Here is a 19,186-nt window from a genome sequence, read left to right as displayed (position 1 = left end):
AAGAGGTTCAGCCGTGTCAGATAATATGTTCAGCCCGCATTGGTACCGCGTCGCCAAGCTCAGGCCCAGGCTGCACAGCCATATCGAGATTCATCGCCATGAGTATCGGGGACTGATCTGGTACATCCTGGAAGACACCAACACCGGCCGCCATCAACGCTTCAATAGCCTGGCCTATCAATTCATCGGCCTGTTGGACGGCAAACTCAGCGTGCAGGAAATTGCTGATGCGCTGAACCACCAATTAGGCGACTATGCTCCGAGCCAGCAGGACATCGTGCAGTTGCTCGGCCAGTTGCATCAGGCCGATTTGATGCAAACCGAAGCCCTGGTTAACACCGAAGAACTGTTCGAGCGCCAAGCCCGGCTGAATCAAACCAAGCTCAATCAACGGCTGCTGAACCCGCTGTCATTGAAATTGGCGCTGTGGGATCCCGACGAGTTTCTCGCCAGACACGCAGCCAAGGCCGCCATTTTGTTCAATGCAAAATTCGGTCTGGTCTGGTTGCTGGTTGTGTTCGCCGCGCTGTTGCAAGCCGCCGCCAATTCGGCGGCAATCGCTCACCACCTGGAACTGAATGCGTTAGCTCCGTATAACGTTTTGATTCTGTTCTTGCTTTACCCACTGATCAAAATTGCGCATGAATTCGGCCACGGTTTTGCGCTGAAACTGAAGGGTGGCGAAGTCCATGAGATGGGCATCAATTTCTTACTGTTCATGCCGGTACCCTATGTCAACGTCTCCGCGGCGAACCATTTGCGAAACAAATTCGATCGGATTCTGATCAGTGCTGCCGGTATTTTGGTGGAATCGTTTCTGGCGGCACTGGGTTTGTTTTTATTTCTGGGCAGCGAAATCGGGGTAGTCCAGGATATCGGCTTCAACGTGATGCTGACCGGGGGTGTTTCATCGTTATTCTTTAATGGCAATCCGCTCCTAAAGTACGATGGCTATTACGTCCTGGCAGACGCGCTCGGCATTCCGAATCTCTACCAGCGTTCGAGCCGAATTTGGCCGTATTTTTTCCAGCGCTATCTATTCGATTTGCGCCAGGTGGCTTCGCCGGCTTCGGCACCGGGAGAAACCGCCTGGTTCGTCGTCTATAGCTTGGCTTCGTTGAGTTACCGGCTTTCGATGCTATGGTTTGTCGGCATTTATTTGACCGAAAAATTCTTTGCCCTGGGAATAGTCGTCGCCTCCGCTATGGCACTATTCCAAATCGGCTGGCCTTTGTTCAGGGCGGTAAAATTCGTTTTGACCAGCCCATCCCTCGGCCGAAAGAAACAAAAAACACTGCTGACCGCCGCCGGCTTGGCCACGGGCTTGATATTACTTATCGGCGTTGTGCCGATTCCGCATTACACGCTGGCGGAAGGCGTCGTATGGCTGCCGGATGAAGCCCAAATCAAAGTCGAACAAGATGGTTTTGTCGGCGAACTACTGGTCAAACCCAATCAATTGGTCAATCAAGGCGACGCGCTGCTCTACCTGCATGACGATGCGTTAGAAGCAAAGACCAAAATCGCCCGTGCCAGGGTCGCCGAATTGCAAAGTCAATATCGGGCCGAGAGAGAAGCGGATTTAGTCAAAGCCGAAATTCTGAAAGAATCGCTGCGGGTTGCCGAATCGGAACTGGATCATTTGAACGCAAAGTCCAATGCCATGATCGTCACTGCCGCAAAATCCGGATACATCCTGTTGCCGGATGGCGATGATCTGCCGGGCAGTTTTTTAAAACACGGCGAACCGATCGGCTACATTCTGGATTCGCAGGCCCCGACGATCCGGATGGCGGTCCCCCAGGACGATATCGGCCTGATTCGCCAACGCGTCCCGCAAATCAGCGTCCGCTTGGCCAGCGAACCGTTTCGGGAATACCCTGCCACCATCATCCGTTTGGCGCCGGAGGCGACGAATACCCTGCCCAGCCCGGCATTGGCAACCACCGGCGGCGGCAGAATTCGGGTCAACTCGCAAGACGAGCAAGCAATGCAAACCCTGCAGAAAATCTTTTTGGTCGACTTGGATTTTTCGGCGCCGACGAATCTGCCGATAGGCACTCGCGCCTACGTGCGGATCAATCATGGTGGCGAAGCGATTGCGGCCCAGATTTACCGGCGCATCCGCCAAGTCTTTTTGAGACAATTCAGTGTCTGAGTCAGTCATGCGCCCCGGAGTGCGCTACGGCAGTTACCCGCAAAAGCCGGAAAGCCGCTTGACAGACTTCGAGCAGGGCGCGGCGGTTCTGATCGACAAAATACGTAAACGGCTGGGGCGCGAGCGTTACAGCCAAGCGTACATTGTCAGCCGGGTAAAGCAGCACGAAACCCACTTGAGCCACTTCAACGAGCAACAACTCACGCTGGCGATTCTGGAGTTACGCGAGGAATTGCATAAGCACGGCCTGACCGAACGGCTGATCGTGCGAGCGTTTGCCGTGATTCGGGAGACCGCTGCACGTACCTTGAATAAAAGACACTTCGATGTGCAGCTATTTGGCGGCTGGTTGATGATCAACGGCATGTTGGCGGAAATGGAAACCGGCGAGGGTAAAACCCTGACCGCGACCCTACCGGCCTGCACCGCTGCATTAGCGGGCATCCCGGTACATGTGATCACGGCAAACGATTATTTGGCCGCTCGCGACGCCGAGATTTTGCAGCCGCTCTACCTGCGTCTTGGACTGAAATCCGGCGCGGTGGTCGACGGCATGGAGCTGGAACAGCGCCGAAAAACTTATGGCTTGCCGATCGTACACACCACTAACAAGCAGATTGCCTTCGACTACCTGCGCGATCGGATCGAAATGGGGGAAGACACCGGACCGTTGAAATTTCAGTTTCGGCAAATCCAGCGGGAATTAAAGCAAGCGCAATCCGGCCCGCTCATCTTGCGCGGTTTATGCTTTGCCATCATCGATGAAGCGGACAGCGTATTGATCGACGAAGCCAAAACTCCGCTGATCATCACCCAAACCAAGCCGAACGCAGAATCGCCCGAGACTTACGGCGACGCCTTGTATGTCGCCTCATCGCTGTTCATCAACGAAGACTTTGTCATGATTCCCAAAACCCGGGACATCGAACTGACACCGCACGGCGAAAACACCATCGCAGACTTAGTGGTCGGCTTAGGCCCCGTCTGGAAAAACAAACGCTGGCGGGAAGCGATGATCAAGCAGGCCTTGCTTGCCGAATATTGCTTCAAACGCAACAAACACTACATTGTGAAAGACAACAAGATCCAAATCATCGATGAGTTTACCGGCCGAGTCATGCCCGACCGAGCCTGGGAACAGGGCTTGCAACAAATGATAGAAGCCAAGGAGGGCTATCTGATCTCCGAACAACGCGAGCCATTGGCACGGATCAGTTATCAACGCTTTTTCAGCCGTTATCTGAAACTGGCGGGGACGTCGGGTACGGTGCGGGAAGTCGCTGCGGAAATGCACCGCGTTTACGGTATCCATACCGTGAAAGTGCCAACCCACCGCCCATCGACCAGATTGCTCCTCGCCGAACGGGTTTATGCCACAACGACGGCCAAACAACAGGCATTCTTGCAACGGGTCAGCAGCTTGCACCAGCAGGGCCGGCCGATCTTGGTTGGAACCGGCTCGGTGGCCGAATCGTTGGAAGTCAGCGCCTGGCTGAACCGGCTAGATCTGCCGCACCGGGTACTGAATGCCGAGCAAGATAAACACGAAGCGGAGATCGTCGCCCATGCCGGCCAGCTAAATGCCATCACCGTGGCAACCAATATGGCGGGGCGCGGCACCGACATTGGGCTGGGCCTGGGCGTGGCGGAACTGGGCGGGTTGCACGTGATCTCGCTTCACTGCAACGAATCCCGCCGGATCGACCGCCAACTTTACGGCCGTTGCGCGCGCCAGGGCGATCCAGGCAGCTGCGAAGCCATTCTGTCCCTTGAGGACCCCACCCTGCAGGAGTTTTATTCCTCTGCTATGCTCAGGGTCTTAGCGGGCTGGACCGCTACAGCCGAACCTTTGCCGCCTTTTTTGGGAAAAATGGTGTTACGCATACCCCAATTGGTCAAGGAACGGCAACAGCGCCTGGTCCGAAAACGATTAATGCATCAGGACAAACATTTGGCGCGCATCCTGGCATTCTCCGGCAAATTCGAATAACGGCCGTAGCCTGCTGCCGGCGTTTTTGCTAAAAAACGGCATCTGCAACCCAATCAGGCCAATCGCCACACTTTTTAAACGACATGAGTAGAATCAACCGGCTATTCTTAATCTGCGCAGTACCAGGGCTCCTTCTCAATCGTGCTGACGTCTCCGCCGCCAACCTGGATTGCATGGTCAAACCGGAAATGTATGTAGAGTTGAGCAGCCCGGTAGCCGGAATCGTAGAGACCTTGCTAGTCGATAAAGGCGACCGCGTCAGCCGAGGTCAGGCGGTCGTGCAATTGGAGGCCTCGGTGGAACGAGCAAAATTCAATCAGGCCAAGGCCGATGCCGAAACCAACAGCGATTTGCGCAACCAGAAAGTGAAATTGGATTACGCCACGCGGAATCGCACCCGTTATCGCAGCCTGTTCACCACCAATGTTATTTCACAAATCGAAAAAGATAAGGTCGAAACCGAAGTCGCGTTGGCGGAAATCGAACTGAAAAAAGCCACCGAGCGTAAAAATTCGGCGGCGCTGGCCTTGGAACTGGCCAAAGCTCAGCTTGAAGTGAAAACCATCAAAAGCCCAATCGACGGCGTGGTTATCGAACGCTATGCCATGCCGGGCGAATCGGTAAGCGATCGCGCCATCATGAAACTAGCCCAAGTGAATCCGTTGCGCGTCGAATTGATTGCCCCTACCGAATACTTCGGTTTGATTCAGCCTGGCCTGGAAGTGGAAGTGCGGCCTGAATTGCCGGCCAAGAAAGTCGTCAAAGCAACCGTTACCAAAGTCGACCCATTAATCGATCCGGCCAGCGGCAGTTTCACCGTGCGCATGACGCTACCCAATCCCGACGACGAACTGGTTGGCGGCGTCAACTGCATCGCCAGTTTCGGGTTCGAAGCCCCTAAGGTCGCAGCCAACCCGCCGCCGGCAACCACCGGCATGGCAGGGCATTTGCCGACCAAGCGCTGATTGTCGCTCTCCGCCAGATGCTGACACCGCGCGAGTCGGCTGTTCCTGGCGACAGCCGACACTCTCACTGAGCAACATCCAACACCGTTTGAGCTTCAGCGGCGGCCCGGAGGAGACTCCCGCAACTCAGCGAGAGCCCCAACCGCCGATTCCCAAGCCTGCAACCGAATCCGAAGCCATATCCGCAAGCGGAGCGCTAGCGTTTAAATTGCCCGACCAACTGGTTCAATTGTCCGGCCAGTTTCACCAGTTCGCCGATGGCGGCGTTGGTTTGCTCGGCATCGCGCGAGGTGCGCTCGGTCAGTTGGCCGATGTTGCCGACGCTCTGGCCGACATGCTGCGCCATCCGGCTTTGAATGTCGGCCGCTTCCGACATTTTCGAGTTCAGGTGGCGGATTTGGGTGACGCGCTCGGCGATGGTACTCAAACCCTGATCGGCGCTTTGTACCTGCTCGCGACGCTGCTCGGCACTGATTTTGGCCTTGCTCATCACGTTCACCGCATCTTTGGCCTCGTGCTGCAGTTGCTCGATGATTTTATGGATTTCCTCGGTAGCCTGATGCGAACGGGTGGCGAGGGTCCGCACTTCGTCGGCGACCACGGCAAAGCCCCTGCCCTGCTCGCCGGCGCGCGCCGCTTCGATCGCCGCATTCAAGGCCAGCAGATTGGTCTGCTCGGCCAAGCCTTTGATCACATCCAGCACCGCGCCGACGCCGTTGCTGCGTTGATCCAGCCGCTTGATGACCTCGCTGGCCCGTTCGATTTCGTTGACCAAACCGTAGATGCCGTCGATCGCGTTTTTGGTGGTTGCCGCCCCCTGCGCTGCGTGCTGGTCGGCTTCGACTGAAGCTTGCGCCGCACCATTGGCGCCGCTGCGGACTTCGCGCACCGAAGATTCCAACTCGTGGATCGCGCGCACCACCGATTCGGTCTCGCTCCGCTGCTGGCTGGCGGCCTGCGCGGTTTGACGGGCGACGTCGGCAATGCGATCGCTGGCCGTGGCCAATTGCTGGCTGACGGTCGAGACTTGTTCCAAGCTGTCGGCAAAATGCGCCAACATGGAATTGAACGATTCGCTGACCTGACCGATCTCGTCGCCCGATTCGACGACCAGGCGTTTACGCAAATCGGACTGACCGGCAATGGCATTCACGGCGTTGCGCATCGCCACCAACGGATTGACGACGATCTTGCGCATCAACACGTTCACCAGCAACAGGCCGGCGGCAAACATCGCCAGCGAAATCGCCGACGCAGTAACCAGATGGCTGTTGATTTGCGCATCCAGATTGGCGAGCGAATACGACACCCGGACCGCACCCAACACGGTACCTTCCGGCACCGCATGGCAGTTCAGACAATTGGTACCGCGAAAATCCGCGCTAGCCTTGATCGGTTCCAGCACCGTGATCAGCCGACCGGCATCGTTATTGCCGTAATCGGTAATGGCTTCTCCGGCCAATGCGCGCTGGTCCAGGCTATCGTTCGGGCGTTGCTCGGCTTTGCCGGGCCCGTAAGCATCGGTGATGGCCTTGCCTCGCAGCAGGCGGACTTCGGCGATGTCGGCACGGGCACGGGCCTTGTCGCGCAATACATCGCTCTGTGCCATGGCACCGGTCAACATCAAGGTATTCAGGCCGTCGAAATAACTGTTGGCGGTATCCTGCGCTCTGCCGGTCGCCAGACTGGCCACCATGTCTTTCTGCCGGTCGGCCATAAACAAGGTACTGACGAACATCAGCAACAGAAACACGCTGGCGATGCTGAGCAGGATTTTGGATTGGATCGTGGAATGGTTAGTCATGAAATATCGGCCGGCTGTTCTGAATTGAAGGGGACATCCAATTCCATTATCGGCGGCGGCTGGCAAAACTCAATACATTGTCCGAACCGGCAGCCTGTAATCTTGCACTGACAAGCATAGCCCAAGCCGCCGCCAAAAAGCGTGTCGCGCATGACATCTTTATTCGCATTCCGTTCGGCAAGCGGCTATGCTGCCGGCTGTCGAGATTTTGGATTTCCAGGAGCGTTACCGTGGACGATTTTTGGGGGTTTATCGCCGTCTTACTGCTGGCACTGCCTATTGCCCTGTTTGTGCTACTGGGCATGCTGCTGTCGCAGCAGCGGCAGGCGCGGGAGGAATTGAGTGTCGCGCTGGACAGCATCGAACGACGTTTGCGCGAGCAGCAACACTTGCTGGAACGGCTGAGCGCGCATCAGCCGCAACCGGTGTTAGCAGCCGTGCAAGCGCCCGCTGCAGTAGCCGAAACCGCGTCCGAATCGGCCGAGACCATTGCGCCGCCGCTGATTGCAATGGCCGATATGCCGGAACCGATTCCCGCCGCCACACCCACAGTCCAACCTGAGCCAGCCGCGGCCGATCCCTGGCAAACCGCAGACTGGCAAGCGGCCGAACCCAGCCGGTTCGAACTGGCCGCACAGAAAATCCTGAAACAAATCTGGAACTGGATCATCGTTGGCGAAGGCCACCGCCCGCAAGGCGCAGCGATGGAATACGCCGTGGCCAGCAACTGGCTGCTGCGGATCGGCGTGTTGATCCTGGTCACCGGTATCGGTTTCTTCTTGAAATATTCGATAGACAACGGCCTGATCGGCGAACAGGCGCGGGTCGCTTTGACCCTGTTGGCCGGGGTCGGCATGGTGGCCGGCGGCGTCAGACTGGTCGGCGGCCAATACCATTTGTTCGGCCAGGGCTTGCTGGGCGGCGGTATCGCCGTACTGTATTTCGGCGTGTTCGCCGCCTTCGCCTTCTACCACCTGCTGGGCGTGTATCCGACTTTCGCGTTGATGGTCCTGGTCACCGCCAGCGCGGCCTTTCTGGCGGTACGTTTGGATTCGATGCTGGTGGCAATCTTCGCCATCATCGGCGGCTATTGCACGCCGCTGCTGCTCTCGACCGGCCAGGTCAATTTCCCCGGCCTGTTCGGTTACATGCTGCTGCTTGGCGGCGGCATGCTGGCGATCAACTGGTACAAGCAATGGCACCTCCTGAATTTCCTGAGTTTCGCTTGCAACTACCTGCTGTTTTTCGGCGCGATGCAGAAATACCAAATCGAGCATTTCTGGCAGGTGTTACCGTTTCTGACCGGTTTTTTCGTGCTGTATTCGACCATGGTGTTCCTGTTTTGCCTGGTCAATCGCAGCAAATCGACCTTGCTGGATTTGATTGCGTTGCTAGTCAACGCCGCGATTTTCTTCGCCACCGCCTACCAACTGATAGACGAGGCTTACGGCCAAATCTGGACCGCGCTGCTCGCCGTCGCGTTGGCGGCGTTTTATGTCGGCCACGCTTATTACTGCCTGGCGCGAAAAATTGCCGACCGCGAATTGCTGGTCAGCTTCATCGGCCTGGCGGCGTTTTTCCTGAGCGTGACGCTGCCGCTGTTATTGTCGGCGCCGTGGCTGACCGCGAGTTGGTCGTTGCAAGCGCTGGCCATGGTATGGATGGCCGGCAAGGTCAACAGCGCCTTTCTGCGCCAAGCCGCGTATCTGCTGTATCTAATAGTGATCGGCCGCTTCTGTTTGGTCGACTTGCCGGGCCAGTACGCCGCAGCCAGCGACTACGGCGCCAGCCTGGGCGGGTTTTTGTTCGGCTTGTTGCAACGCCTGGCCAGTTTCGGCATTCCGATCGCGTCCCTGGCGGCCGCCTACCGCTTGATCGAGCAGCCGGCCGCCGCCTCGCCGTTGGCCTGCACCCCGGAAACCGACACGCCGCTGTGGATCAAGGATAACTGGCTGCTGCAGGCCATTGCCATCGCCGGCGCCGGTTTGCTGTTCGTGGCCTTGCAACTGGAGCTTTACCGCAGCTTCGCCTATCTGTACCCGCCGCTGCAACTGCCGATGCTGAGCCTGGTCTGGCTGGCGATGTGCTGGTTGCTGCTGCAGCGTTTTCTGGCCGGCTCCGGCGCCTGGTTGCTACCGGCGTTAAAGTGGTTTTTGGTTGGCGTTGCCGTCAAGTTGTTGTTGTTCGATTTGCCGTCCTGGGATCTGGCCTTGGGCGCCATCGGCGGCGGCGACGATTTATTCACGCTGCGTTATGCCGGCGACTACCGCTTCGAATCGGCATTGATGCGCCTGTTCGACTTCGCCGCGATCATCGCCTTCTTGCTGTTTGCGCTCAGCCGCTTGGCCGGCGCGGAGCGGGATGCCGGCAATTTCCGGCTCTGGCTGGGCGGCTCGGCGCTGGCCTTGCTGTTTACCTTCCTGAGTCTGGAGATCAACTCGATTTTGTATCAATATGTGCCGGGTTTGCGCTCCGGCGGCGTCACCATCTTATGGTCGATATTCGCGCTGGCGCTGGTGTTCAATGGCATCAAGCGGCGGATACCGGCTCTGCGTCTGGTCGGCCTGGGCCTGTTCGCGCTGGTGGCCTGGAAGGTGTTTTTCGTCGATTTGGCCCGGCTGGAGCAAATCTACCGGATCGTCGCCTTTATCGTACTGGGCATGCTGGCCCTGGGCGGCGCGTTTTTTTACATGCGTTACCAACAAACTTTTATCGGCAACGATACTGCAGAGAAATCGCCATGATCGCCAAACTCGTTATCTTGTTCTGTCTGACCCTGTCGGCCACCGCGGCCGAGCGGTCGCTACCGCAACGTTTCAGCCGCGCAGTGATCCATACAGAGCAAGCAGACCAGACCTTGTTGGCTGTAACGCTGGATAGTGCGGTTTACGCCGCCAGCGCCGCCGACTTCCGCGACCTGCGCCTGACCGACCAAAACGGTGTCGAAACGCCCTATTTATTGCAAAAAATTGCCGAACAAAAGGCTGTGGCCCGGCGCCTCCCCAGCACCGGCAAAATTGTCAGCCTGAACCGGACCGGCGAGAACGGCATCGAACTGATCGTGGCGCTGGACAAAACCGCCGCCGGTGCCGACGGCCTGAGCATCGTCACCGCGCAACGCGATTACGAATACGGCTTACACGTCTTCGGTTCCGCGGACGGCAAAACCTGGCAGCCGCTAGTCGATAACGGCCGGATTTTCGATTACTCGCGCTACGCCCAGATCGGCAACAACGACATCGAGCTGCCGGCCAACAACTACCGCCAATTCAAGCTGGTCGTGGCCCAGGCCAGCCAAACCCGCAGCAGCGGTTTGACCGAACTGACCCGAACCATGCAAAACGGCTCCGAGCAAGAACGTAGCGAAAGCATAGAACTTCGCAACGAGCCCTTACACATCGATCGCATCGAATTCTGGCAAAAACTTACGGAAACCTTGGCCGACGCAGCGCAACGCTTCGACTATCCCGTCGCCTTCAAAATCAGCCAGGACGTCGAGCTCAAGGCCAGTGTGATCGATATCGACAGCAAACGCCTACCCCTGATCGGATTCAGCGTGCAAAGCTTCAGCCCCAATTTCAACCGCCGCACCGAGGTACAGATCGACGAAAGCCATGGCCTGGAAGCCCGGACCCGAACCCTAGGTCTGGGGTATTTGCAAGCCCTGCACTTCCAAGGCTTCAATCGCGACCAAAACACGATCGAATTCGCCGAAACCCGCCGCGAGCATTACCGGATCCTGGTCTACAACGAGGATAACCCGCCGTTGCACATCAACTCGGTGGCCGGCATCGGCCACGGCTACCGCTTGTTGTTTCTGGCCCAGGCCGGCCACAACTACCAGCTCGGCTACGGCGTCGACAAAGCCGAAGCGCCGAATTACGACATCGCACCGATCCAGGAACTGTTGCGCCGCGGCTACCAAAGCAGCAGCGCAGAATTGGGCGAAGCAATCGCGCTAGCTCAGCCCGAACCGGAATTCGACTGGGCGGGATGGGTCAACAGCCGCTGGTTTCTGGGTCTGGCAATCGCATCGGTCGCGCTGGTACTGGCCTGGAGCTTGTTCAAAATCGGCAAACGCATCGGCGATTTCGAGTGAGGGTAGCCGGCCACCAGGCGGCAACACTTAGCCCGATGCCGCAAAAACGCTTTTTCGGCCATCCGGCCGGCCTGTTCGTGCTGTTTTTCACTGAAATGTGGGAGCGCTTTTCCTACTACGGCATGCGCGCGCTGTTGGTACTGTACATGACCGAACACCTGCTAAAGGCGGCGCAAAACGGCCGGCCGGTGTTTGGCTTGCCGCAATTGAAACGGGTTTTGCAAGCCGCTTTCGGTCCGCTCGGCGACCAAGCTTTGGCGTCGCAGATTTACGGTCTTTACACCGGCTTGGTCTACCTGACACCGTTGTTCGGCGGCATGCTTGCAGACCGGGTGCTGGGCCGGCGCCGCGCCGTGCTGTTGGGCGGCAGCCTGATGGCGGTCGGCCATTTTCTGATGGCCGGGGAAAGCTGGTTTCTGTTGGCCTTACTGTTTTTGATTGCCGGTAACGGCTGTTTCAAACCCAATATTTCCGCTCAGGTCGGCGACTTGTATCCGCCGGGCGATCCCCGCCGCGACAGCGCCTTCACGATTTTTTACATGGGCGTCAATCTGGGCGCGTTTTTCTCGCCGCTGATCTGCGGCACCCTGGGCCAACGCTACGGCTGGCATTACGGCTTCGCCGCCGCCGGCGTCGGCATGTTGCTGGGTTTGCTGGTTTACGGATTCGGCCGACGCTATTTGCCGGCGACAGAGCAGAGCCCGCCATCAACGCCCAGGACTACCGGCACGTTATCCGGCAAAGATTACCGGGCCATCGCAGCTCTCGGCGCCATCGCGCTACTGAACGTGATGTTCTGGGCGGTCTACGAACAGCAAGGCAATACCCTGCAACTATTCGCCGAACACGAGACCGATTGGCATTTGTTCGGCTGGGAAATGCCTTCCACCTGGTTTCAGTCCCTGAATCCGGCCTTCATTTTCATACTGGCGCCTTTGCTCGACAAGCTATCCCGTTGGCAGACCGCGCGCGGCCGCCAGCCGTCCAGCATCGGCAAAATGGCACTGGGCGCCGGCTTGTTGGGTGCATCGTTTTTCGTGCTGATTTATGCCACCAACGCTAGCGATCCGTCAGTCAAAATCAGTTTCTTGTGGCTGGCGTTATGTACCTTGATTTATACCTTGGGCGAGTTATACCTGTCGCCGGTCGGTTTATCGCTGGTCAGCAAAATCTCGCCGCCCGGACTGGTCGGTTTGTTGATGGGGATTTGGTTCCTGTCGTCCTTCTTCGGCAATTTACTTTCGGGTTATATCGGCAGCTTTTATCAGACCATGCCCAGACAAGCATTTTTTCTGCTGTTGGCCGGCCTGGGCATCGGCACCGGCTTGGCGATTTTGGCAATGAAACCGCTATTGCGTAAAGGCTTGGGATCGGTCTGATGCTTCGCTACTGCGGCCAGGGGACAGCCGGCGCAGGTTGGCCTGCCCCGACCGCAATCCCGGTTCCAGTCGCGGCAACGTGCCGTTATATTTCTACCCTACGCACTTTGAAGTACCGCGTTTTGCCTCTGTCGTAACAGGCATGCTCGGCGGGATGCCGATCAGGTCACTTTCCAGCACGGTTTTCTGCAAGCCAATAAGGCTTGAGGCTTCGCTTTGATGGGGCTAGGGATTTTATAGCGGTAGCGCACTTCGGCGCCTCACTGGCCGGGCGGCGGTTTTTTTAATACCACTGGGTAACGGTCGTCACCCCGTTTAAATCCACAAATAGGGTATTTCACACACCGCAAACCGAATGGTGTGTGAAATAACCCACTCTACTTAAGTCCTAGCCGATTTAGCGCACAGCAAATCACTGAGATTGTTTGTTTTTTTAGTTATGGCACAGACCTCGCTCAATTGGCACACCCAAGTTGTGCTGATTCCTAAGGGAGCTTGTTATGTCTGTCATCGATCCGTTTACCGCGAAGGAAATCCCAATCGTTCGTCGTCCTGTTGCCTCTGTAAAACGTTTAGACTGGCTGCAGAAAATCACCTTACGCAAGGTCTTGCTCAAACTGCATTTATACATCTCGCTATGGCTGGGTTTGTTTCTGGCCATTGCCGGCTTGACCGGCAGCATACTGGTTTACGGCGAAGAGATTGATCATTGGCTGAACAGCGACATCCTGGCCGTAGCAGCCGGATCATCCCGACAACCCTTGCAAAACATCCTGGCCACCGCCGATCAAGTCTCCCCCATCAAGCACCCAGCCCACCATATTCAACTTCCCAAACATCCCGATGAAGCCCTGATTGTGCGTTACCAAGTGCCCCACGCGGGCCCCGGACACAATCATCACTTCCACGAAGTCATGGTGAATCCCTACACCGGCCAAGCGCTGGGCCATCGCGACCGCAACGACTCACTGATTAACTTTATTTTGCGCCTGCACTACAAGTTATTGGTGGACCCGTTCGGCAAATGGCTGATGGGCATCACCGCCCTGCTGACCTTGGTTTTGACCATTACCGGCATTTACCTTTGGTGGCCCAAAACCGGCAAATGGCTGCAAGCACTGGTCATTAAACGCAATGCCAGCTTTACCCGCTTCAATTTTGATCTGCACAAAACCGTCGGGCTTTATACCGCCGTCGTCTTATTTGCCGTATCGCTTTCCGGCTTTTACTTCAATTTCCCGGACGTCTTCAAGCCGGCGGTCAATGTGTTTTCCAGTGTGCACGAAGTACCGCGTGCCGTTAAATCCAAAACCATCGGCAGCGAGGTGCTGGCCTACGAAACCATTTTGAGCAATGCACTACTGCGCTTTCCCAATCTGCAACTACAGCGCTTGTACCTGCCTGCCGACGCCAATGGCAGTTTCATGGTCAGCGGCAAACAAGCCAACGAAACCCGCAGTAAAGGCGCAACCATGCTTTGGCTGGATCAATACAGCGGCGAAGTACTGATGGTCCGCGACCCCAATCAATTTGCCGCTGGCGATGCGTTTATCAATATCCAGTTACCTCTTCATAACGGCGAAATCCTCGGTACGCCCGGCCAAGTGGCTGTGCTGATTGTTGGCTTTGCGCCACTGGCCTTATTGATTACCGGCATCATCCATTGGCTGAAAAAACGCGCATCCCGACGCGTGCATAACCAGCGACTCACCGCAAAAGCACCGTAAAAGCAGCTTACTGAAATGTCCAACAAATACTGGTTGCTTATCACCATACGTTTGTCGCTGCGGCACACGCTCGGGTATTCGCGAAGTCAGCCATCAACACCTAGGTCAAATTCCAAATAAACCCCACCCTTTACTGTTATGAACAACCCTATGCAATACCATCCACTGGCGGCTGCCATTAGTCTGGCATTATGCTGCCAGGTCAGTTTGGCCGAGTCGGAAACAAACGCTTCCAAAGATCAGCCCGTTGCAACATCGGAAGCGCCCAAAAAAGACCAAGCCACCGAGCTGAGTACCATGGTGGTTTCAGCAACCTTATCGGAAAAATCAATCGACGAAGTGCCAGGCACCTTGCACTTGATTGACGATAAACAAATCGCACTCCGCGATGTACGTCGTATCGGTGACATTGTGCGAGAAATGCCCGGCGTATACATGGCGATTGGCGCCACCAGTGCGTTACCGCCTGCCGCCAACCGCGCGGTACGCCAGTCCATCCGCGGCATTAGCGGCACGGCGCGCACCGTTGTCCTGCTCGACGACCAAAAAATGAACGATCCGAGTTTTGGCACCGTTAACTACGGCGCGATCTTTTCAGAGGATGTCGAACAAGTCGAATTGGTGCCCGGAGCCGGCTCAGCACTGTATGGCGGAAATGCGTTTGCAGGCACCATGCGCATCGTCACCAAAAAACCCACCAAACGCGAAGTATTGGTGAAAGGCACCTATCAGTTTGATGCCGCCGAGGGCATGACTGCCAGCGGCATCTACCGGGATGTGTTCGACAACGGCTTGTCCATCAGCTTGGGCCACCACCACGAGCTCAATGACGGCATTCGTGACATCTGGGGTTTTGCCAATCCGGGCGGAGGCGGCCCAATTACCAATGTCACAGGCGCCATCCCGACCACCACCGCGCAAGGACAAACCGCTTATTTAGTGGGCGATCATGGCCGCGCACCATGGGAATCGCACAACAGTCATATCAAAGCCTATTATGATTTTAATGACTACACGCGTCTTTCGGCGGGTCTCCATTACTTCTACTCCGACATTGGTTACAGCCAAGACCCGTTTAACAGCTATCTACGCGACGCCAACGGCAATCCGGTAATCAGCGGCAGAATTCGGCAGAATGGCACCTTATTGGGACAGGTAACGCCAAACGTCTTTCTGAACTCGCCATCGCATGAAGACGATTTGCGCAGCTTTTGGAAGTTTGAACACAATTTCAGTGCCGATACGGCATTAACGGTCAACTTCAACCACACCTCCCGGGACACCTGGTTTACTAACGTCCTCACCAGCTCCGGTTTAGGGGGTGGTCCGGGTACGTCAAACCACACCAGAAGCACGATGGTCAACGGTCGGGCGCAGTTGGTATTTCCATTGACCAAAAGTCAAATGATCACCACGGGGTTTGAAGTGGATCATGGTGAAATGGATCGTAAAGATTACGATCTGAGTCAATGGAACGACCGCTACAGCCGGACAGGTACTCGCCTGGTGGCCGACGCCTCAACCGACACCACTTCATTTTTTGCGCAAGACGAAATCCGTTTTACGGATCAATTTACCGCCTATTTGGGCACGCGAGTCGATTGGTGGCAAGCCACAGGGATCAGCAAAGATTACGCATTTAATACTTTCAAGCCCGAATCCACGCAGGAAAGTGTCGAAGTCAATCCCAAGCTGTCACTGATCTACAAAGATGCCTGGGAAGGGGCCACCTTACGCGCATCAGCAGGTAAATCGTTCCGCCCACCGACCTTGCAGGACCTGTATGTTGATTCACGCCGCGGCGTGGTCGCGACAGTCTTGTCCAATCCCAATCTGACGCCCGAAAGCAACTTATCGTGGGAAGTGGGTGTTGAGCAGAAAATCGCGGCAACCGACACCCAAATTAAAGCCACGTTTTTTGAAAACCATTTATCGGACTTAATTTCAAACAAATTAATCGAACGCCGCGCCAACTTTACCGGCTCGCAACGCATCAATGCCGCTGAAGCTATTACCCGAGGCGTGGAATTATCGCTCGACCAGAACCTGACCGATTGGCTGTCGCTGTTCAGCAATTACACCTGGACCCCTACCGCAACCACGCTGTCCAGTCCTGGCACCCCCGCCTCAGAAGGCAAACGCTTGCCCAATTCACCGGAACATTTATTGACCGTTGGCCTGGAAGCCAATTGGCATGAATGGTCCGGCAGCTTGATTGGCCGACATGTTTCCGAATCATTTGATACGGCTGAAAACATTGACGTGGTGCACGACGTGTACGGCGGTTTTCAGGCCTTCTGGTTAATGGATGCCAAAATCAAATATAGCCCCACTAAAAACGTCAGCGTCGGCTTCATGGCCAACAACTTAAGCAACGAGCAATATTTCCAATTTGCCCCCAATCCGGGGCGTAACTTTCTGGTGGAGCTCAGTTTTAATTATTGAAGACAAAAGCAGGCTGTTGACTTTTGTTCTCAACAGCTCCGGGGAGTCGCTATTTTTGCCGAAAGATTTTTTCGAGCTTCCCAGCAGGAAAAAATCGGCAAAAATTACGCGACCGCTTATGCCTTCGGCGCCCCGATTCGTCCGCGTCACCTCGTTCCGACCCAGCAAGGGGTCGAAACATCGGCTCTCGCATGACTTGACGCCGTGTCGCGATGCCTTGCAGGTTTTCTCCGCTTCGCTGCGAAAACCCGCCCGACGCTACGGCTATCGGGGACTAAAAATCTTCACTTCGCTGACGCTCCGTTTCCAAGATTTTCAGCGAAGGCCAAAAGCTGAACTGCAACGTCGCCATCCGATTTCAACAGATTGAGCTACCTGTGATCCATTTGACTGTCAGGTAGTTGGCGAGCAAAATGAAATCATTACTAGGTTAGTACTGGCTATGTGCTGTCAAGAATTGGTTTGGCACCAAATCCAGTTAAAGGGTTTGCACAGCGTACCTTTACGTAAATACTGAGGAAATAAAAGTTAGAGACTACGCGGCGAGTATCCTTTAGCCTTATGAAGTTAAAATAACGTCAAATGAGTAATGGAACAGTCACATTATGAACGAGCAAGTTGAAAGCCGAATCACCCATAATCCGCTGCAATGTGGTGGCAAACCTTGTATTCGCGGCATGCGGATACGGGTCAGTGACATCTTGCAGATGCTGGCAGAAGGCGTAAGTACCGAGAGCATTCTACTCGACTACCCGGACCTGGAACTCGCTGACATCCAAGCCTGCCTGCTGTACGCAGCCCGACGAGCCAACCTTGAACGACTGGTCGCATGATTTTTTGGGTTGACGCCCAACTACCGCCAAATCTGGCCGATTGGCTGCGCTGGACATTCAAAGTTGAAGCCTATGCCCTCCGAGATCTGGGATTGCGTGATGCCAACGATCTGGAGATTTTCGAACGCTCTCAGCAAGAGGGTATCGTTTTAATCAGTAAAGACAGTGATTTTGTCGAACTATTGCTGCGTCAGCAGCAACCACCACCGCAATTACTTTGGGTCACCTGCGGTAATACGACCAACCAACGGTTACAAGCATTGTTCAACGAAGTTTTTCCACAAGCCCTGCAATTATTGGCTGAAGGTCATGCAGTAGTGGAATTGGCCGATAAGTCGTGATGTTAAGTTTGTTTTATCAATACCCGTTATCGGCCAAAAACCGCCGGACGAAACAAACTTGCCAATGGCAACCGTCCAACCGATAGCAGGCGCAGGGTGTGGTGAGTTTACGAACCGCACCAATCGCGACTGATTTCTGAATGGCCGGTTTGTGTCATAAATTGCTCGTAAAACGCGGAGCTAAGCGGGCTCGGCCACGAAAGCCGAAAAAACAAAATTACATGAAAACCGCGCTCCGGTTGAGCGACAAGCGGGACTCTATTTACAACTTGATATAGCAGCTTTGATCAGCTCGTCTTTTGGGCCTGACAAATTAATGGGTTCAGAGGCGCATACTGCTACGGGATAGCACCCGCACATATGCCCTTTACCTAAATGCGAAACCCGATCGACAGTGATAAACGAAACGATCGCATCTACAATCGGAGCATCACTATCCTCCTTTGCTGCGTGGCGGCACTCGCATTTGCAACCGTTGCCGGATGGCGTAGGGCCACTTGCGACGTCATTTGGGCCGTTGCCTTGTGCGTTTTTCCAATACTCGCAGGCGATGAGTTGAGTGTTCGGAGCACAGCTTACAGTTACTGAATCTTTCCAATTACTAGTTTCGCGGTCGCTGGATTTATGAAAAAGCGATCCACAGTAGGCCTGTACTTGCGATGAAGGGGTAGGTGCGGGACCAGGCAATGGCACAGGTGCAGGCGATGGTTGCGGTGTTGGCTTAGGACTGATGTCGGGAACAGAGGTAAGAAACATTGCGCAGCCGAATGCCACAACGCCAAAGAACAACAGAACGAAAATGCACACTTTTACTCGCACAGATTCATAGCCAAAGAATCTGTAGGCCAGAACAGATAGGGCGACCGACAGAAGAGCCAAAATGCCAAGCGGACTTTGAGCAGCAGCAGAGATTGTTTGAGGCAGGAATTCCATGTTATCTATGTCACTCGCTCTTAAGGTCAATGTGTAATTCAGCGGGCAGTATAAAGCTCAGCTTTTTGACAATCTGCTGGAGTGAAGGGTTAGCGCCGTAGGCTGGGTTGAACAACGTGAAACCCAGCGATCATTCCCAGTTTTGTTCGATTAAGTCCGGCAGAGCAGCCCAATTTTCGGTGTAAACCCCTAATTTAATCCAGCGGTGGATGGAAGAATAACGCCAATCCACTGCTTTATCGACATAACCATGTTTCACCGGATTGTAATGAATATAATCCAAATGTCGCTGATAATCCGTTTCATCCCGGATTTGGTGCTCCCAATATCGCCGTTGCCATACCCCACGTTCGTTTTTCCGTAATCGACTGTCGGAAACGAATTCGTTCTTTTGAATCTGTCTGGAAAAGTGTGATTTAAGCAAGCGCCAACGCATCGGATAATCGTCGTCACCTTCGGGTAAGCGCCAAATGCAATGTAAATGTTCCGGCAGTACAGAAGTGGCTCCATTC

The 19,186-nt window shown here is 55.3% G+C and carries 13 protein-coding genes; 10 read left to right on the top strand and 3 right to left on the bottom strand.

Features of this window, described 5'->3' with window-relative positions; translation table 11 throughout:
- The first annotated feature begins 13 nt into the window (after positions 1–13).
- The 3 genes from C2U68_RS20085 (at position 14) to C2U68_RS20075 (ending at position 5,113) form a co-directional block, all read left to right on the top strand.
- Complete coding sequence (locus tag C2U68_RS20085) at positions 14–2,158, top strand: biotin/lipoyl-binding protein (RefSeq protein ID WP_140914253.1); 2,145 nt, start codon at positions 14–16, stop codon at positions 2,156–2,158.
- Positions 2,159–2,165: 7 nt separating this feature from the next.
- On the top strand, positions 2,166–4,148 hold the full coding sequence (locus C2U68_RS20080; protein WP_140914252.1) for a DEAD/DEAH box helicase: 1,983 nt from the start codon (positions 2,166–2,168) through the stop codon (positions 4,146–4,148).
- Positions 4,149–4,321: 173 nt separating this feature from the next.
- Positions 4,322–5,113 (top strand): efflux RND transporter periplasmic adaptor subunit, encoded by a 792-nt coding sequence (locus C2U68_RS20075; protein ID WP_186289685.1) that lies wholly within the window; start codon positions 4,322–4,324, stop codon positions 5,111–5,113.
- Positions 5,114–5,309: 196 nt separating this feature from the next.
- Here the strand turns inward: C2U68_RS20075 and C2U68_RS20070 are convergent, their stop codons facing one another.
- Positions 5,310–6,917, bottom strand: a complete 1,608-nt coding sequence (locus tag C2U68_RS20070) for a methyl-accepting chemotaxis protein (protein WP_140914250.1) — start codon at positions 6,915–6,917, stop codon at positions 5,310–5,312.
- Between the two features lie 230 nt (positions 6,918–7,147).
- Between C2U68_RS20070 and C2U68_RS20065 the strand changes: the two genes are divergently transcribed.
- The 7 genes from C2U68_RS20065 (at position 7,148) to C2U68_RS20035 (ending at position 17,741) form a co-directional block, all read left to right on the top strand.
- Positions 7,148–9,661 (top strand): DUF2339 domain-containing protein, encoded by a 2,514-nt coding sequence (locus tag C2U68_RS20065; protein ID WP_140914249.1) that lies wholly within the window; start codon positions 7,148–7,150, stop codon positions 9,659–9,661.
- Positions 9,658–11,016, top strand: a complete 1,359-nt coding sequence (locus C2U68_RS20060; protein ID WP_260839425.1) for a DUF3999 domain-containing protein — start codon at positions 9,658–9,660, stop codon at positions 11,014–11,016. The genes C2U68_RS20065 and C2U68_RS20060 overlap by 4 nt, the downstream gene beginning before the upstream one ends.
- A 35-nt stretch (positions 11,017–11,051) precedes the next feature.
- On the top strand, positions 11,052–12,395 hold the full coding sequence (locus tag C2U68_RS20055; protein ID WP_140914248.1) for a peptide MFS transporter: 1,344 nt from the start codon (positions 11,052–11,054) through the stop codon (positions 12,393–12,395).
- A 500-nt stretch (positions 12,396–12,895) separates the two neighbouring features.
- Complete coding sequence (locus C2U68_RS20050) at positions 12,896–14,122, top strand: PepSY-associated TM helix domain-containing protein (RefSeq protein ID WP_140914247.1); 1,227 nt, start codon at positions 12,896–12,898, stop codon at positions 14,120–14,122.
- Positions 14,123–14,260: 138 nt separating this feature from the next.
- Entirely contained in the window at positions 14,261–16,567 is a 2,307-nt protein-coding gene (locus C2U68_RS20045; protein ID WP_140914246.1) for a TonB-dependent receptor plug domain-containing protein, read from the top strand.
- 605 nt (positions 16,568–17,172) lie between these two features.
- Positions 17,173–17,400 (top strand): DUF433 domain-containing protein, encoded by a 228-nt coding sequence (locus C2U68_RS20040; RefSeq protein ID WP_140914245.1) that lies wholly within the window; start codon positions 17,173–17,175, stop codon positions 17,398–17,400.
- On the top strand, positions 17,397–17,741 hold the full coding sequence (locus tag C2U68_RS20035; RefSeq protein ID WP_140914244.1) for a DUF5615 family PIN-like protein: 345 nt from the start codon (positions 17,397–17,399) through the stop codon (positions 17,739–17,741). Before C2U68_RS20040 ends, C2U68_RS20035 begins: the two co-directional genes overlap by 4 nt.
- 258 nt (positions 17,742–17,999) lie before the next feature.
- Here C2U68_RS20035 and C2U68_RS20030 read toward each other — a convergent pair whose 3' ends face one another.
- Together C2U68_RS20030 and C2U68_RS20025 are read right to left on the bottom strand one after the other, a co-directional pair.
- Entirely contained in the window at positions 18,000–18,674 is a 675-nt protein-coding gene (locus C2U68_RS20030; RefSeq protein ID WP_140914243.1) for a hypothetical protein, read from the bottom strand.
- Positions 18,675–18,804: 130 nt separating this feature from the next.
- Positions 18,805–19,186 (bottom strand): REP-associated tyrosine transposase (locus C2U68_RS20025; protein ID WP_222101948.1); only part of this gene is annotated, 382 nt, incomplete at its 5' end.

The organism is Methylomonas koyamae (genome assembly GCF_006483455.1).
GTDB classification, from domain to species: Bacteria; Pseudomonadota; Gammaproteobacteria; order Methylococcales; family Methylomonadaceae; genus Methylomonas; species Methylomonas koyamae_B.
Note: the sequence above shows the minus strand (reverse complement) of the source record. Positions and strands in the feature narration are given on the sequence as shown.

What these genes read in the sequence shown, in the direction of transcription:
- C2U68_RS20080 (WP_140914252.1), top strand. Translation starts at nt 2,166, where the DNA reads ATGCGCCCCGGAGTGCGCTACGGCAGTTACCCGCAAAAGCCGGAAAGC.
- C2U68_RS20075 (WP_186289685.1), top strand. Translation starts at nt 4,322, where the DNA reads ATGGTCAAACCGGAAATGTATGTAGAGTTGAGCAGCCCGGTAGCCGGA.
- C2U68_RS20070 (WP_140914250.1), bottom strand. Translation starts at nt 6,917, where the DNA reads ATGACTAACCATTCCACGATCCAATCCAAAATCCTGCTCAGCATCGCC.
- C2U68_RS20060 (WP_260839425.1), top strand. Translation starts at nt 9,658, where the DNA reads ATGATCGCCAAACTCGTTATCTTGTTCTGTCTGACCCTGTCGGCCACC.
- C2U68_RS20055 (WP_140914248.1), top strand. Translation starts at nt 11,052, where the DNA reads ATGCCGCAAAAACGCTTTTTCGGCCATCCGGCCGGCCTGTTCGTGCTG.
- C2U68_RS20050 (WP_140914247.1), top strand. Translation starts at nt 12,896, where the DNA reads ATGTCTGTCATCGATCCGTTTACCGCGAAGGAAATCCCAATCGTTCGT.
- C2U68_RS20045 (WP_140914246.1), top strand. Translation starts at nt 14,261, where the DNA reads ATGAACAACCCTATGCAATACCATCCACTGGCGGCTGCCATTAGTCTG.
- C2U68_RS20040 (WP_140914245.1), top strand. Translation starts at nt 17,173, where the DNA reads ATGAACGAGCAAGTTGAAAGCCGAATCACCCATAATCCGCTGCAATGT.
- C2U68_RS20035 (WP_140914244.1), top strand. Translation starts at nt 17,397, where the DNA reads ATGATTTTTTGGGTTGACGCCCAACTACCGCCAAATCTGGCCGATTGG.
- C2U68_RS20030 (WP_140914243.1), bottom strand. Translation starts at nt 18,674, where the DNA reads ATGGAATTCCTGCCTCAAACAATCTCTGCTGCTGCTCAAAGTCCGCTT.